Annotated in this window: 18 protein-coding genes (1 of these 18 only partly in view); 5 read left to right on the forward strand and 13 right to left on the reverse strand. The window is 67.6% G+C overall.

Translation table 11 applies throughout. The features are described 5' to 3' along the window. Positions 1–518: the 5' end (the start) of a tyrosine--tRNA ligase gene (gene tyrS, locus ED208_RS02275; RefSeq protein WP_123210220.1), read on the reverse strand. The gene continues 697 nt to the left of window position 1, outside the view; only the first 518 of its 1215 coding nucleotides appear in the window; it begins with the start codon at positions 516–518; the stop codon falls past the left edge of the window. Between the two features lie 189 nt (positions 519–707). On the opposite strand from tyrS, the gene ED208_RS02280 reads away from it, so the two are divergent. Together ED208_RS02280 and ED208_RS02285 are read left to right on the forward strand one after the other, a co-directional pair. After that, the gene (locus tag ED208_RS02280; RefSeq protein WP_123210221.1) at positions 708–2102 is read left to right on the forward strand and encodes a M23 family metallopeptidase; all 1395 of its coding nucleotides are present in this window, start codon (positions 708–710) and stop codon (positions 2100–2102) included. Between the two features lie 31 nt (positions 2103–2133). After that, the gene (locus tag ED208_RS02285) at positions 2134–3273 is read left to right on the forward strand and encodes an anhydro-N-acetylmuramic acid kinase (RefSeq protein WP_123210222.1); all 1140 of its coding nucleotides are present in this window, start codon (positions 2134–2136) and stop codon (positions 3271–3273) included. 7 nt (positions 3274–3280) lie between these two features. Here the strand turns inward: ED208_RS02285 and erpA are convergent, their stop codons facing one another. The 4 genes from erpA to argC are packed head-to-tail and all read right to left on the reverse strand — an operon-like array spanning position 3281 to position 5963. Further along, positions 3281–3646 carry an iron-sulfur cluster insertion protein ErpA gene (erpA, locus tag ED208_RS02290; protein ID WP_123210223.1) on the reverse strand — a complete coding sequence of 122 codons (366 nt, stop codon included), beginning with the start codon at positions 3644–3646 and terminating at the stop codon, positions 3281–3283. A gap of 59 nt (positions 3647–3705) precedes the next feature. After that, the gene (locus tag ED208_RS02295) at positions 3706–4152 is read right to left on the reverse strand and encodes a bactofilin family protein (protein ID WP_233574747.1); all 447 of its coding nucleotides are present in this window, start codon (positions 4150–4152) and stop codon (positions 3706–3708) included. A gap of 4 nt (positions 4153–4156) precedes the next feature. After that, positions 4157–4906, reverse strand: a complete 750-nt coding sequence (locus ED208_RS02300) for a DUF6776 family protein (protein ID WP_123210224.1) — start codon at positions 4904–4906, stop codon at positions 4157–4159. 19 nt (positions 4907–4925) lie between these two features. Next, positions 4926–5963, reverse strand: a complete 1038-nt coding sequence (argC, locus tag ED208_RS02305; RefSeq protein ID WP_123210225.1) for an N-acetyl-gamma-glutamyl-phosphate reductase — start codon at positions 5961–5963, stop codon at positions 4926–4928. 92 nt (positions 5964–6055) lie between these two features. Between argC and ED208_RS02310 the strand changes: the two genes are divergently transcribed. After that, a complete protein-coding gene (locus ED208_RS02310) occupies positions 6056–6490 on the forward strand; it encodes a CopD family protein (protein WP_123210226.1) in 435 nt (144 codons plus the stop codon). Between the two features lie 57 nt (positions 6491–6547). On the opposite strand, the gene bfr is transcribed toward ED208_RS02310, so the two are convergent. The 3 genes from bfr to ED208_RS02325 all read right to left on the reverse strand — a co-directional run bounded on the left by bfr (position 6548) and on the right by ED208_RS02325 (position 8018). Then, entirely contained in the window at positions 6548–7030 is a 483-nt protein-coding gene (gene bfr / locus ED208_RS02315; RefSeq protein WP_123210227.1) for a bacterioferritin, read from the reverse strand. Positions 7031–7153: 123 nt separating this feature from the next. Then, entirely contained in the window at positions 7154–7372 is a 219-nt protein-coding gene (locus tag ED208_RS02320) for a (2Fe-2S)-binding protein (RefSeq protein WP_123210228.1), read from the reverse strand. A gap of 127 nt (positions 7373–7499) precedes the next feature. Continuing rightward, positions 7500–8018, reverse strand: a complete 519-nt coding sequence (locus ED208_RS02325; protein WP_199720481.1) for an RNA pyrophosphohydrolase — start codon at positions 8016–8018, stop codon at positions 7500–7502. 124 nt (positions 8019–8142) lie between these two features. Between ED208_RS02325 and ED208_RS02330 the strand changes: the two genes are divergently transcribed. Further along, complete coding sequence (locus tag ED208_RS02330) at positions 8143–8793, forward strand: HAD family hydrolase (protein ID WP_123210230.1); 651 nt, start codon at positions 8143–8145, stop codon at positions 8791–8793. Positions 8794–8813: 20 nt separating this feature from the next. Here ED208_RS02330 and pdxH read toward each other — a convergent pair whose 3' ends face one another. Further along, positions 8814–9434, reverse strand: a complete 621-nt coding sequence (gene pdxH, locus ED208_RS02335) for a pyridoxamine 5'-phosphate oxidase (protein ID WP_123210231.1) — start codon at positions 9432–9434, stop codon at positions 8814–8816. Positions 9435–9497: 63 nt separating this feature from the next. Between pdxH and ED208_RS02340 the strand changes: the two genes are divergently transcribed. Continuing rightward, positions 9498–10508, forward strand: coding sequence for a YhdH/YhfP family quinone oxidoreductase (locus ED208_RS02340; protein ID WP_123210232.1), 1011 nt, complete (start codon positions 9498–9500; stop codon positions 10506–10508). Positions 10509–10525: 17 nt separating this feature from the next. Here the strand turns inward: ED208_RS02340 and ED208_RS02345 are convergent, their stop codons facing one another. The 4 genes from ED208_RS02345 to ED208_RS02360 all read right to left on the reverse strand — a co-directional run bounded on the left by ED208_RS02345 (position 10526) and on the right by ED208_RS02360 (position 15133). Further along, positions 10526–11668, reverse strand: coding sequence for a tetratricopeptide repeat protein (locus ED208_RS02345; protein ID WP_123210233.1), 1143 nt, complete (start codon positions 11666–11668; stop codon positions 10526–10528). 140 nt (positions 11669–11808) lie between these two features. Further along, positions 11809–12879 (reverse strand): alkene reductase, encoded by a 1071-nt coding sequence (locus ED208_RS02350; protein ID WP_123210234.1) that lies wholly within the window; start codon positions 12877–12879, stop codon positions 11809–11811. 125 nt (positions 12880–13004) lie between these two features. Further along, positions 13005–14399: an efflux transporter outer membrane subunit gene (locus ED208_RS02355; protein ID WP_123210235.1), complete on the reverse strand. Its 1395-nt coding sequence runs from the start codon at positions 14397–14399 to the stop codon at positions 13005–13007. Between the two features lie 14 nt (positions 14400–14413). Continuing rightward, positions 14414–15133, reverse strand: coding sequence for an SDR family oxidoreductase (locus tag ED208_RS02360; RefSeq protein WP_123210236.1), 720 nt, complete (start codon positions 15131–15133; stop codon positions 14414–14416). Positions 15134–15139: the final 6 nt, after the last annotated feature.

A 15139-nucleotide genomic window follows, 5' to 3' on the forward strand; every position in this document is an offset into this window, starting at 1 on the left:
GGGTACAGGAACTCGTGGATCGCGATCGGCTGGCCGGTGGCGTAGCGCTTGGTGAAATCGTCGCGCTCGAGCATGCGCGCGACGGTGTGCTGCGCCGCCAGCCGGATCATGCCCTCGGCGCCCAAGGGGTCGAGCCAGGCGCTGTTGAAGGCGATGGTGGTCTTTTCCGGGTCCAGGATCTTGAACACCTGTGCCTTATAGGTCTCGGCGTTTTCCTGGACCTGCTCGCGCGTCAGTGGCTTGCGCGTCTCGTTCTTGCCGGTGGGGTCGCCGATCATGCCGGTGAAGTCCCCGATCAGGAAGATTGCCTCGTGGCCGGCCTCCTGAAAGGCACGCAACTTGTTTAGCAATAGGGTGTGTCCCAGGTGCAAGTCTTTGGCGGTGGGATCGAACCCGGCCTTGATCCGCAGTGTCTGCGCTTTCGAGCTTGCCTCACGGATACGGGCGCGGAAGTCGGCAGCAGGAATGATTTCGTCGGTTCCGCGTTCCAATTCGGCGATCAGGGCATCGAAAGTCATGGGAAGGTGCAGGAAATGTTGTTGATATGGAGGAGGAAGTGTGGCCCGGAAACGCTTGCAAACAAAGGAAAACTATGTTTCCTTAGGTTCAACAACACGCGGAATGCCGATAACCAGCAATAACCAAGAGCATCTGCGCGGAAGCACGCCCCGGCAGGCGTGCAGAGTTCAAAAATTACGGCTTGAAGCATGAAATTTGATTATATCCCGGGCGCTTCTCCCGCCCGGCCGCAGCGTCGGCGCCTCGGTCTGGTCGCTGTTCTTGGCCTGTCGGTAACTGCCGGCTTGATCCAGCTGGGCGTCCGCGAGGGCAGCGCCGTTGCCGGCAATTCGCAGCCGGACAGCTCCGGACTGCATCAGAACCTCGCCGCCTCGGCGTTGGAGACCAACTCCGCCGCTGGCGGCCAGGGCGGCGCTGATTTCGACGGGATCATCCAGACCGCCGTCAAGGACGCGCTCACGGTCCCCGAGGCGAGCCAGTGGACGACCGTTTCCGTCAAGTCCGGACAAAGCCTGTCGGTTATTTTCGACGCCCTCGGCCTGGCCCACGACGAAGTCTTCAGCCTGCTCTCGCTCGGCGGCGAAGTGCAGCGCCTGAAGAAGCTCAACGCTGGCGATGAGTTGCACATCCGGGTGGCGGATGATCGTCTGGAAGGCCTGACCTACGCCCTGGACGAGCGCCGCACCCTGGAAGTGCGTCGTGGCGATCACGGCCTGGAAGCCGTCACCCTGACCGCCGAGATCGAGCGCCACAGCACCGAAGTGGCGGGCGAGATTCGCGACTCGCTATTCCTCGACGGCCGTCGCGCCAAGCTTTCCGACCGGCTGATCATGGAACTGGCCGACATCTTCGGCTACGACATCGATTTCGCCCAGGACCTCCACCCCGGCGACCGCTTCGCGGTGGTCTACGACCAGCTCTACAAGGGCAACAAGAAGCTCCGCGACGGCGACATCCTCGCCGCCGAGTTCACCAATCAAGGCCGCAAACTGCGCGCCGTGCGCTTTACCACGCCGGACGGCAACACCGCCTACTACACGCCGCAAGGGCAGTCGCTGCGCAAGGCCTTCATCCGCACGCCGGTCGATTTCGCGCGCATCTCCTCGCCGTTCAACCTGCGCCGCCTGCATCCCATCCTGCACACCATTCGCGCGCACAAGGGCACTGACTACGCCGCCGGCACCGGCACGCCGATCAAGGCCACCGGCGATGGCAAGATCAGCTTCCAGGGCAAGAAGAGCGGTTACGGCAACGTGGTAATGATCAAGCACGGCTCCGGCGTTGAAACCCTCTACGCCCACATGTCGCGCTTCCGCTCCGGGCTGTCGGTTGGCAGCCGGGTGCGCCAGGGCCAGGTGATCGGCTACGTCGGAAACTCCGGTCTCGCCACCGCCCCGCATCTGCACTACGAGTTCCGCATCGACGGCATCCACAAGAACCCGATGACGGTGCCGCTGCCCCGCGCCAACCCGGTGGACCCCCGCTACATGGCGCGGTTCCGCACCGACTCGGCCACCATGGTCGCGGCCCTCGAACGCGCCGACACCCGCCTGGCCAGCGCCAGTCCGGCCAACAAGAAGTAGCGCCAACTGATACCGCAGCCGCCGGCCGAGCATGCCGCAGCGTGAGCGCTACATCGGGCTGATGTCCGGCACCAGTGCCGACGGTGTCGATGCCGTGGTGGCGAGTTTCGAAGCCGGGCGCTACTCCGGGCTGCAGGGCGCGTTCCATCTCGACTACCCCGCCGATCTGCGCGAAAGCCTGATCGCGCTGGGCCGCGCCAGCAACGCGACTCTCAGCCTGCATGAACTGGCGCGACTCGATGTTGCCGTGGGCGAAGTGTTCGCCGAGGCAGCCCTGGGCGTGCTTCGCAGCGCCGGACTCGCCGCCGCCGACGTGGCGGCCATCGGCAGCCATGGGCAAACCGTCTTCCATGACCCGCGCGGCGTACACAGCAGTCTGCAGATCGGCGATCCGCACCGCATTTCCGCGCGCACTGGCCGCCCGGTGGTGGCCGACTTCCGCCGTGCCGACATCGCCCTGGGCGGCGAGGGCGCCCCGCTGGTGCCTGCGTTCCACCACGCGGTGTTCGCCGCCGCCGAACCACGCACCGTGGTCAACATCGGCGGCATCGCCAACGTCACCTGGCTCCCCGGCGCCGAAAGCGGCGCGGTGCGCGGCTTCGATTGTGGTCCCGGCAACGGCCTGATGGACGAGTGGATCCTGCGCGTGCAGGGTCGGCCGTATGACGAGGACGGCCGGCTGGCGGCCAGCGGCTGCGTCAACGAGTCGCTGCTGCAGGGCTGGCTGCGGGAGCCCTACTTCAGCGCCCCGCCACCGAAGAGCACCGGGCGCGCGCAGTTCAATCTGGACTGGGCCCGGCAACACGCGACGGTTCCGCTGGAGCGGCTGTCCGCTTCGGACGTGCAAAGCAGCCTCTGCGAGCTGACCGCCCGAAGCATCGTCGATGCCCTAGCTCCCGGCAGCCGGCGCGCCCTGGTGTGCGGGGGCGGCGCGCGCAATCTGTATCTGATGGATCGCCTGCAAAGCCTGGCACCGGCGGTGCGCTTCGAGACCACGGCGGCCTACGGCCTGCCCCCGGAGTGGGTGGAGGCGGCCGCGTTCGCTTGGCTGGCACGGCGGCGACTTAACAACGAACCGGGCAATCTGCCGGCGGTAACCGGCGCGATGTGCGCGACGCCTCTGGGCGCGATCTTTCAGGTCGCCGCCAGCGACCTCTGCGCCGTTCCCTGAAACGCGCTCAGACCGAGAACGAGGAACCGCAGCCGCAGGTGCTGGAAGCGTTCGGATTGCGGATCACGAACTGTGCGCCTTCCGCCGTTTCCTTGTAGTCGATCTCCGCGCCTTCGAGGTATTGCAGGCTCATCGGATCGACCACCAGGGTCACGCCAGCGTTGGCGACGCGATAGTCGTCCTCGGCCGGCTTTTCATCGAAGTTGAATCCGTACTTGAAGCCGGAGCAGCCGCCACCGGTCACGAACACGCGCAGCACCTGCTCGGGGTTGTCTTCCTCCGCCAGCAGTTCCTTGACCTTGTAGGCCGCCGAGTCGGTGAACACCAAGCTGGTCGGGGCAGCCACCAAGGCTGCGGAATCATTGAGGTCCATGGAACGCACTCCTGACAGATATTGCCAACATCGGGCCGAACCGCCCGCATTCAATGCTATCAGGCCACCCGGCTGAGGCCCGCCAGGCCGGAACCCGAGGCCTTGGCCTCGTCCTGGCCGGCGTCACCCTTCACATGGGTCAGCGCGGACATCACTTCGGTGCCCTCGTAGATCAACTGGCCGTTGACCAGGGCTCCGGCCTCCATTTGCAGGACCCGGTAGCGGACATCGCCGACGATCCGCGCCTTGGCGCCGAGGGTGAGCCGCTCGGACGCGCGCACCTCGCCGACGATACGGCCGTTGACCAGCACGTTGGGCACCCGCACATCGCCTTCGATCACCCCGGTCTCCGACAGCGACAGCGCCGCCGCCTTGTCGCCCGCCGACTGCACACCGCCCTTGATGCGACCATCAACATGCAGGCCACCGGCGAAGCGCACATCGCCGAGAATTTCGGTCTGCCGGCCGATCAGGGTTTCCATGGCCGCCGGCTTGGATCCGCCCATTCCTTTAATCATTACTGCGCTCCTGTAGGGATTCGATAGCGGCCCAGTCGTACTGATCCACCACGCTGGGACGGTCGTTCGCGGGCTTGAGGGTGACCAGCACGCGGGTGGGCTTGAAGCCCGCCGGCAGCCGAAACTCGCCGCTGAACTCCTCGAAATACTTGAAGGAAAATACCAGATTCTTGTCGCCGCTCGTGACCAGCTCCGCGAGTGGAATCTGGGTATTTTTCGCCCCCTGGACGCCCTCGATGCTGAGCTCGACATTGCCGGCGATGCGACTTTCCTCGCGCACCGACTGGATCAGCACCAGCTCGTACTTCCAGCCGGCGCCGGCCTTGCGCATCTTCAGGTCCTGCACCCGCACCCCGGCGCGCGCCTCCTTGGGCGAGACGATGCCGCGATAGAAGGCCAGTTGCTCGCGCAGCGAAGCCGACTCCGCCTCCAGCTTCGACAGCGAGTCCTTGACCGTCTTGCAGGCATCGCCGTCGATGGTCTTGGACTGCTCCGCGTAGGCCAGGGCATCGCGCAGTTCGCCGATCTCCTTCTTGGCGGCGCGCAGTTGCTGGCTGAGCGCGCGTCGCTCGTCCAGCAACCGGTCCCGCTCGCTGGTGGCTTTCTCGAAATCGGCCACCGCGCTTTTCTTGGTGTAGCGGTACAGCCCCCAGCCGGACAGCGCCAGAGCCATGGCAATGGCGGCGGTTAGCAATAGCCGCAGGCGCGGCCGGTGCCGCCGGATGATGATGGTATGGCGCATGCCCGCAGCTCCGGCCGTCTTAAGGCGCGAGCGCCGGAGCGTCCAAACCCAGGGTTTCGGGCAGGCCGAACATCAGGTTGAAACACTGCACGGCCTGGCCGGAGGCGCCCTTGACCAGATTGTCGATCACCGAGAGCACGACCACGGTTTCGCCATCCGGCCCCAGATGCGGGCTGATGCGGCAGACATTGGCGCCGCGCACGCTGCGGGTTTCCGGGTGGTCACCCACCGGCAGCACATCGACGAAGGCTTCGCCGGCATAGCGCTGGGCGTAGAGCCCGCGCAGATCCGCCAGCGGCTTGCGCAGGCGGGCGTAGAGCGTCGCGTGGATGCCGCGACTCATCGGCACCAGATGCGGCACGAAGGTGATGCCCACCGTCTCGCCGGCGCAGCCGGATAAACCCTGGGTGATCTCCGGCAGATGCCGATGCCCCGGCACGCCGTAGGCCTTGAAGCTCTCGGTCACCTCGCAGTACAGCGAGCCGATCTTGGCCTCGCGGCCGCCCCCCGAAGTGCCGGACTTGCAGTCGGCCACCAGGCCACGGGTGTCGACCAGGCCTGCCTCCAGCAAGGGCGCCAGGCCCAGCTGCACGGCGGTGGGGTAGCAGCCGGGGCAGGCCACCAGCCGCGCCCGGCGAATCGCCTCGCGGTGCAACTCCGGCAGACCGTAGACCGCTTCGGCCAGCGCCGCCGGGGCGCTGTGTTCCAGCTTGTACCAGCGCTGAAACTCGGCGGCGTCCTTCAGGCGGAAGTCCGCCGACAGGTCGAGCACCTTGACGCCGCGCTCGATCAGCGCCGGCGCCATCTGCATGGCGGTGCCGTGCGGAGTGGCGAAGAACACCGCGTCGCAGGCCGCGAGGCGCTCGGGATCGGGCACCTCGAAGACCGCATCGCAGTGTCCGCGCAGGGCCGGGAACAGCGCATCGGCGCGCTTGCCGGCTTCCTGCCGCGAGGTCAGTACCCGCAACTCCGCGCGCGGATGCCGCGCCAGCAGACGCAGCAACTCGGCCCCGGTGTAACCGGTGCCCCCGATAATGCCAATCTTGATGCTTTCCACCGTGATCCTTCCGCTTGGGCTGTCTCCGGCCGCCTTGAGGCGCGGCCGGGCGAGCGGCGATGATACGTGTTCACTTTCGCTTCGTGCGCCCCATGCTCTGGCTCAAAGCACTGCACATCGTCTTCGTCATTTCCTGGATGGCCGGCCTGCTGTACCTGCCGCGGCTGTTCGTCTACCACACGGAAGCCACCGACGAGGTCGGCCATCAGCGCTTCTGCGTGATGGAAAAACGCCTCTACACCCTTAGCCTGATCGCCATGATCGGCACCTGGCTGTTCGGCATCGCCACCCTGCTCTCGGCCGATGCCGGCTATGCGAAGGTGACCTATTGGAGCATGGGCTGGCTGCACGCCAAGCTGGCGCTGGTGCTGGCGCTGTCCGGCTACCAGGGCTGGCTGAAAGGCCGCTTGCGCGATTTCGCCAACCGCAAGAACACCCGCAGCGCCCGCTATTACCGGATCGCCAACGAGTTGCCGGCGGTGCTGATGGTGGTGATCGTGATTCTGGTGGTGGTCAAACCGTTCTGACCTCCCTCAGACATGAAAAAGGCCGCGACAGCGGCCTTTTTCATGCGCGAACCAGCCTTAGGAACCGCTCGGCGGCTCCATCTGGCTCTGGCAGTAGTTCTGCAGACCGACCGTCTCGATCAGCTTGAGCTGCTCCTCGATGAAGTCGATGTGCTCTTCCTCGCTCTTCTGGATCTGCACCAGCAGCTCGCGGGTCACGTAGTCCTTGACGGCCTCGCAATGGGCGATGGCGGCGGCGTACAGGGGATGCGCTTCCAGCTCCAGCTTCAGGTCGCACTCCAGCAGCTCCTTCACGTCCTCGCCGATGTAGAGCTTGCCGAGATCCTGGAGATTGGGGAGCCCTTCGAGAAACAGGATGCGGCCGATCAGCTTGTCGGCATGCTTCATCTCGTCGATGGACTCGTGGTACTCGTACTTGCCGAGCTTCTTCAGGCCCCAGTTTTCCAGCATGCGGGCATGCAGGAAGTACTGGTTGATGGCGGTCAGCTCGTTCTTGAGCGCGAGATTGAGATATTCGAGAACTTTCGCGTCGCCGCGCATGGCCGTGCTCCTGGGGTATCGAAGCCGCAGGTTACGTGCACCGAGATAGTTTCACAACCTATTGTTTTGTTTTGATATTCAACTGCTTTTGCGTGCGATTCTCAGTCGCCCGAAAAGACCAGCTCAGGCCGCGATCAAGCCCGGAGCAGAAAACAGCGGCTGCTCGGCCGCAGCACGGCGGGCGGTCGCTTCGGTCAGCGTCCGGCGCGCATCGGGGACGCACTTGCCACAGCAGGTACCCAGACCAGTGAGATTCTTGAGGTCGCGCAGCGACACGGCACCCTCGTTCACCGCGCGGTGGATGTGCTTGTGGCTGACGGCTTTGCAGACGCAGACGTACATGGCGGCGAAGGACTTCGGATTTCCGGGCGCAGGCGGGACTGCACTGCGCTTCGCAGCCTATTGCCAATGAGAATTGTTGTCAAACAGGAACGGGATGCAGTGCGCACTGGCACCGCGCCGAGCCGACTTAGTCCGCGAATTCTCCCGGCGGCGGCGCATCCGGCGCACCGGCGATCCCTGCCAGTTCCTCCAGCGCCTGCCGATAGACCTCGCGCTTGAAGAACACCACTTCGCGCGCCGGCTGCCAGTAATCCACCCAGCACCAAGCATCAAACTCCGGCCGCTCGCCGGCATCCAGGCGCACGTCGGCTTCCTGCGCCAGCAGGCGCAGCACGAACCAGCGCTGCTTCTGGCCGATGCAGACCGGCCGCCGGCCACGGCGCACCAGATGCTTGGGCAGGCGGTAGCGCAGCCAGTCGCTGGTCACGCCCAGCACCTCGACGTGCTCGGGCAGCAGGCCCAGTTCTTCCTGCAATTCGCGGAAACAGGCCTGCTCGGGGGTCTCGCCACGCTTGATCCCGCCCTGTGGGAACTGCCAGGCCTGCTGGCCGATGCGCTTGGCCCAGAGGACCCGCGCCCGGCCATCGGCGGGCATGCCGAGCACGATGATGCCGACATTGGGGCGGAATCCATCGGAGTCGATCACGTACACATCCCTGTAATTTGCACCGCATCTTTCCACAGGCGCTTGGCGAGCAGCAATCACAGGTAAAGGTGAGGCTCCGGTCCACTGGTATCCTGCGCCCCCGTCCTGCCCCGCCCCAGCACTCATGCACCTCGCGGTTTTCGACCTCGACCACACCCTGCTCGCCGCCGACAGCGACTACCTCTGGGGCCAGTTCCTCTGCGACCAGGGCCTGGTCGACCGCGAGCACTACGAAACCCGCAACCGCCAGTTCTATGCCGACTACGCCGCCGGCCAGCTCGATGTCGACGCCTTCTACCGGTTCTCGCTGGCGCCGCTGATGCTGAAGAGCCTGGCCGAGTGGCAGCCGCTGCGGCAGCGCTTCGTGGAAGAGCAGATCCGTCCCCGGGTGGCCCGGCAGGCGCCGGAACTGCTGGCGCACCATCGCGACCGGGGCGATCTGCTGCTGATCACCACCGCCACCCAGCGCTTCATCACCGAGCCGATTGCCGAGTTGCTCGGCGTCGAACATCTGCTGGCCTCCGAGCCGGAGATCGCCGACGGCCGCTTCACCGGCCGGTTGCGGCGCGCCAACTTCCAGGCCGCGAAAGTCAGCAGCCTGCAAGCCTGGCTGGCGGAGCGCGCCGTCACCCCGACCTCGATCACCGCCTACTCCGACTCCCGCAACGACATCCCGCTGCTGGAGCTGGCCGACCGCGCGGTGGCGGTCGATCCCGACCCGACCCTGCGCGCGCATGCCGAGAGCAAGGGCTGGTCGGTCATCAGCCTGCGCTGAGCTGCTTTGGCCCGGCGCGACTAGGGCTCCAGCCGCTCCAGCAACCAGCTTTCACCGGCACGGCGGTAGCGCAGACGGTCGTGCAGACGATTGAGTCGCCCCTGCCAGAACTCCACCCGCTCCGGCACCAAGGCGTAGCCGCCCCAGTACGGCGGCAGCGGCACCTCGCCCTCGGCATAGCGACGCTCGTTGTCGGCCAGCCGGGCGTCGAGCTGCTCGCGACTGGCCACCACCTGCGATTGCCGCGAGGTCCAGGCACCGATCTGCGAGCCGCGCGGCCGCGAGTGGAAATACTGCTCGGACAGTGACTCCGGCAACTTCCGCACCTGTCCCTCGAAGCGCACGCTGCGCTCCAGGCGATCCCACCAGAAGGTCGCCGCCGCGCGCGGATTGGCCGCCAGCGCCTCGCCCTTGCGCGAGTCGTAGTTGGTGTAGAAGCACAGCCCGCCCTGGTGCCAGCCCTTGTACAACACCACCCGCGCCGAAGGCTGACCATCGGCATCCACGGTGGCCAGCACCATTGCCGTCGGCTCGACCAAGCCGGCGCCTTCGGCATCGGCAAACCAGCGTTCGAACTGCGCGAGCGGGTCGGACAACACCGCAGTCTCGATCAGCGGCGGATTCTTGGTGTACTGGGCCATGGACTTCCTCTGCGGGCTTCGGCCGTAAACTTCCGGTCCCGTCCATTTTCTCAGGAAACCCGCATGTCCGACGTTCCGTCCAGCTTCCGTGCCCTGCGCGTCCGCAGCGAGGGCGGCCACAGCGCCCGGTTTGAAAATCTGGGGATCGGGGAACTCAGCGCTGGCGAGGTGGTGGTGCGGGTCGCCTACTCCGGCATCAACTACAAGGACGCGCTGGCGGTGACCGGCAAGGGCAAGATCCTGCGCGGCTCGCCGCGCACGCCGGGCATCGACCTCTCCGGCGTGGTCGCCCAGAGCAGCGACCCGCGCTATCCGCCCGGCACCCCGGTACTGGTCACCGGCTGCAACATCGGCGAGCAACTGGACGGCGGCTACAGCGAGTACGCGCGGCTGCCGGCCGAGGCCATCGTGCCGCTGCCTGAGGGGCTGAGCCTGGCCGAGGCCATGGCCATCGGCACCGCCGGCTTCACCGCCGCGCTGGCGCTGCGGCGGATGCTCGAGAACCACCAGTCGCCGGAGATGGGCAGCATCCTGGTCACCGGCCCCACCGGCGGCGTCGGCAGCATCGCCATCGCCCTGCTCAAGCGCGAGGGCTTTCAGGTCACCGCGCTCACCGGCAAGCCGGAGGCGGCGCGCGACTATCTGCAGGCGCTCGGCGCCGATGTGATCCTCGACCGCAACAGCCAGGCCATGGGCGGCAAGCCGCTGGAGACCGCGCTCTGGGGCGGCGCGGTCGACAACCTCGGCGGCGCCACGCTCAACTGGCTGACCCGCACGGTGAAACCCTGGGGCAACATCGCCAGCATCGGCCTGGCGCAGGCGCACACGCTGGAAACCACGGTGATGCCCTTCATCCTGCGCGGCGTCTCGCTGCTCGGCATCCACTCGGTGGAGTGCCCGCGCGCCTGGCGGCTGGCGATCTGGGACAAGCTGCGCGCCGACTGGAAGCCGGCCGGACTGATGGAACGCATCGTCGCCCGCACCATCGACCTCGACGGGCTACCCGCCGCCTGCGAGGACCTGATCGCCGGCCGGGTCACCGGCCGCACACTGGTGCGCATCCACGGCGACTGAACGCCGAAGGCCGGCCTTCAGTTGAGTTGCAGCTCGCGCAGGTGATCGAGCTTGGCGGCGTAGAGGTCGCGACTGCCGCGGGTGGTGCTGCTGTCCCGCGCCAGCCGGAGTTCCTCACTGGCCAGACGCGCCTCGCCGAGTTGCAGATAGGTCATGGCCAATGCGAAGTGGATCTCGTGCGCGTAGGGCATCCGGGCCAGCTCCTTGCGGAACAGGCGACGGGCCTCGCGGTAATCCCGGCTGCGCAGCGCCGCCAGCCCCAGATCGAAGTAGTGGTAGGGCGGCTCGGCGTCGATGCGCGCCAGCCGGGTGCGTAGCGCTTCGGCCTCGGTCCGCCGACCCTGCTGATCCAGCAGCCCGGCCAGATTCGACAGCGCCTCGGCGTCCCCCGGCTGCCGCTGCAAGGCATGCCGCAGTGCCCGCTCCGCCTGCGCCGGAAGTTCCTTCTTCAGATACACCACCGCCAGCGTGTTGTAGGCGTTCTGAAAATCGGGCGCGGTCCGCAGCGCCGCGCGCGCCCACCAGTAGGCCTGATTGAGGTCCCGCTGGGCGAGGCTCTCGGCGGCTCGGTTATTCATGTACATCGCCAGCACCGTGGCTTCGGAAACCTCCTGCCGATGCTGACCACGCAGCTCTTCGGGCGGCAGGAAATCAATCGTCGTCACCGACTGCTCGCCGTCGCGGAACCGGTCGCGGCCGGTTGCGCCCAGACCGATGTTGATGTGCCCGCTGAGCACCAGCATGCCTTCGCCGCGACTCCAGGTGTCCTGCCCAAAAACGTTCTGGTAGTGCACCGGAATGCCCAGCGGCCGGGCAAACGCTGCGGTCATGATCACCAGCGACAGACAGTTGCCAGCGCGCGCCTCGAAGGCCTGCGCGGCGTTGCGGGTCATGGTCGTGTCGTATTCCAGCCGCAGGTTGTCGCGCAGCGCCTCGAACAGGCCGTTGCGCGGCCCCAGCTCGCGGACCCGGTCGGCGATCACGCCATCGAGATAAGCCTGCATGGCCGGGCTGAGCGCGAACACGGAGCCGGCGTCGACCGGCTCGGCAGGGGCCGCGAACAAGGGGTCGGCGAACAGGCCGTCGGTGGGCGGCAGCAGCGGCCGGCTGGCGCAGCCGGAAACCAGCAGGACACTCAGCAGCGCAACGCTGGCTCTCATCCCGATTCTCCTCGCTCACCGCCGGCGGGCCCGCAACCCCGGGCGCGCCAGCCTGCGGCTGACGATAGAGACTCCCGGCCAGGATGAAAAGCCAGCCCCGGCGACCGGCCCTGGTCAGGGCCGGCGCGGCGGGGTTGGCCTCAGGCAGCCAGGGTCGGGTAGTCGGTGTAGCCCTTGGGACCGGGCGTGTAGAGCGTCGAGAAGTCCACCGCATTCAGCGGCGCCTTGCTGGCGAAGCGCTGCACCAGGTCGGGATTGGCGAGGAAGGCCTTGCCGTAGACGACGGCATCGGCACGGCCCTCGCGGATCGCGGCGTTGCCGCTGTCGGCGTCGAAGCCGCCATTGAGCAGCAGCGGGCCCTGGAAGTGCGCGCGGGCGATGCGCGCCAGTTCCTGCTCGGCGGGCAGATCCCACTGCTCGTGACGCAACTCCAGATGGCCGACGCCGCGCTTCTGCAGCTCCTTGGCGAGGTATTCCACCAGCGCCTGCGGCTGCGACTCCGCCATGTCGTTGAAGGCCACCAGCGGCGAGATACGCACGCCGACCCGGCCAGCGCCCAGCACCGAGATGCAGGCATCGACGATCTCCAGCAGCAAGCGCGCGCGGTTCTCGATGGAGCCGCCGTACTGGTCGTTGCGGTCGTTGACCGAATCGCGCAGGAACTGGTCGATCAGATAGCCGTGCGCGCCGTGGATCTGCACCGCGTCGAAGCCGGCGGCCTTGGCGCGTTCGGCGCCCTTGCGGAACAGCTCGACGATGCCGGGAATCTCCTCGGTGCGCAGCGGACGCGGCGTCTCGTAGGGCACCTTGCCCTTGGGCGTGTGGGTGAGGTCGTTGCGGATCGCCTTGTTGCTGGCGCTGATCGGCTGCACGCCGTTGATGTCGGAATGCGCGGCGCGGCCGGCATGCCAGAGCTGGATGGCGATGCGCCCGCCAGCGGCGTGGACGGCGTCGGTGACGCGCTTCCAGCCGGCCTGCGTGGCCTCGTCGAACAGACCGCCCTCGCCCAGGTAGGCGCTGGCATCGGGGGTGATGAGGGCGCACTCGGTGAAGATCAGTCCGGCGCCGGCACGCTGACGGTAGTACTCCACCATCAGATCGTTGGGGATGTGGCTGGTGCCGGCGCGGGTGCGGGTCAGCGGCGCCATCAGGATGCGGTTGCGCAGCTCGACATCGCCGAGCTTGAGCGGGCTGAACAGATCGAGGGACATGGAGACTCCAGAAGGTTTTCTTGAACTGAGGAAGGCCGCCGACCCAACCGGCGCCTCCGGCAAGGGAGAAGCTAGCAGGCCGGGCATCGCCGCGTATAACGCCTTGAACAAGCGCTCGGATTCGTTCACGCGCGTTCAGCCTCGGGCTCGCCGCCCCAGCCACCGCCCAGCGCCTTGTAGAGCGCCACCGCAGCGGTGTTGACGGCGGTCTCGCTGGCGGCAACGGCGTCTTCGGCAGCCAGCAGGCTGCGTTCGGCGTCGAGCAGCACCAGGAAGTCGATCACGCCGGCCTTGTACTGGATGCGCGCCAGCTCGGCGGCCCGGCGTGCGGCGGCGGCCTGGTCCAGCGTGTGCCGCAGGCGCTGGCGCGACTGGCTCACCGCCACGAAGGCGTTCTCGGTTTCCTCCAGCGCGGTCAGCACGGTCTGCTCGTAGCGCGCCGCCGCGCCACGGCTGCGGGCATCGGCGGCATCGACGCGGGCGGCGACACTGCCTAGGTCAAAAGCGGCCCAGGACAGCGTCGGCCCGGCGCTCCAGGCGCGGCTGGCGGCGCCGAGGTCGCCGAAGCTGCCGGCGCTGAAGCCCGCGAAACCGCTCAGGCTCAGACGCGGGAAGTAGTCGGCCGTCGCCACGCCGACGCGGGCCGTGGCGGCGTGCAGCTCGGCGGCGGCGCGGGCGATGTCCGGCCGCCGGCGCAGCAGCTCGCCGGCTTCACCGACCGGCAGCGGCCGGTTGAGCGCGGTGATCGTCGCCGCAGCCGGCGGCTGCCAGACACCGGGGCGCTGCCCCAGCAGCACCGCCAGCCGGTGCTCGGCGCGGCGGCGCTGGGTTTCCAGCAGCGGCATGCCGGCCTCGGTGGCGGCGAGGCGGGCGCGGGCGCTGGCGACATCCAGCTCGGTGCCTCGGCCGGCGTCGTAGCGCACCTGGGTCAGGCGCAGCGTCTCCTGCTGGCTGTCGCGGTTGCGCTCGGCGACATCCAGTTGCTGGGCGCTACCACGCCACTCGAAGTAGTTGCGCGCGACCTCGGCGGCCACCAGCACCTGCGCCTCGTGCAGGCTGGCCTGGGCCGCTTCGGCGTCGGCGCGCGCGGCTTCGGTGCCACGACGCACGCGGCCGAACAGATCCAGCTCCCAGGCGGCGTCGAAGCCCAGGCGCAGGCTCTCGGTCTGGCCGCGCGGACCGGTGCTGCTGGCACCGAGCTGCGCCGCCTCGCCCTTCTGCGCGCTGCCGCTGGCGGTGACCACCGGGAAAGCATCGTTGCGCTGGTCGCGGAACAGGGCGCGCGCCTCCTCGACGCGACTGACCGCCAAGGCCAGGTCACGGTTGGCGTGCAGCGCCTGCTCGACCAGCCCGCTCAGCGCGGGATCGCCGAGCTGCGTCCACCAGCGCGCTTCCAGGCCAGCGCCGACCACGGTGTCGGCCTCGGCGCGGGCGAAGCTGGCCGGCGCAGTCTCCGGCGCCCGGTAGTCGGGGCCGACCGCGCAGGCAGCCAGCGCGAACGCCGAGAGCGCGGCCGCCATTGGCACCAGCCGGCTTACCACGGCAGGGTCTCGCCCTGGTGGAAGTAGCCGCCGTTCGGGCCTTCGGCCGGCAGCGTCGCCAGCCAGACGCTGGTCCTGGCGCCGTCGGGAATGCTCATCGGCGCCGCCGCGCCGCCCATGTCGGTCTGGACATGTCCGGGATGCGCGGCGTTGACCTTGTGCGGGGTATCGCGCAGTTCGTAGGCGAGATGCACGGTCCAGGCGTTCACCGCGCTCTTGCTGACGTTGTAGGCCGGCACCTTGTAGTCGTAGATCGGCGAGCCCGGGGTCTGATGCAGGGTGTTGCTGGCCAGGATGCTCGACAGATTGACGATGCGCGCGCCGCTCGATTTCTTCAGCAGCGGCAGAAAGGCCTGGGTGACGGCGATGAGGCCGAAGACGTTGGTGTCGAAGGTCTGGCGCCAGGTTTCCAGCGACTGCTCGGACGGCTTCTTGTCGCCCGCGTCGAGCAGCACGCCAGCATTGTTGACCAGGACATCGAGGCGGCCGTGCTTCTGGCCGATCACCGCGACGGCGGCCGAGATGGACGCCGCGTCGGTGACATCCAGTTGCAGGGGCTCGACCTCGCCGCCCAGCGACTTGGCGGCTTCCACCGCCTTGCTGCGATCACGCGCGGCGAGGATGACGTGATAGCCCAGGGCGGCGAGCTGCTTCGCGGTTTCCAGGCCGATGCCCTTGTTGGCGCCGGTGACGAGACTGATGGGTTTGCTCATGGGATT

This window comes from Stagnimonas aquatica, from assembly GCF_003730135.1.
GTDB classification, from domain to species: Bacteria; Pseudomonadota; Gammaproteobacteria; order Nevskiales; family Nevskiaceae; genus Stagnimonas; species Stagnimonas aquatica.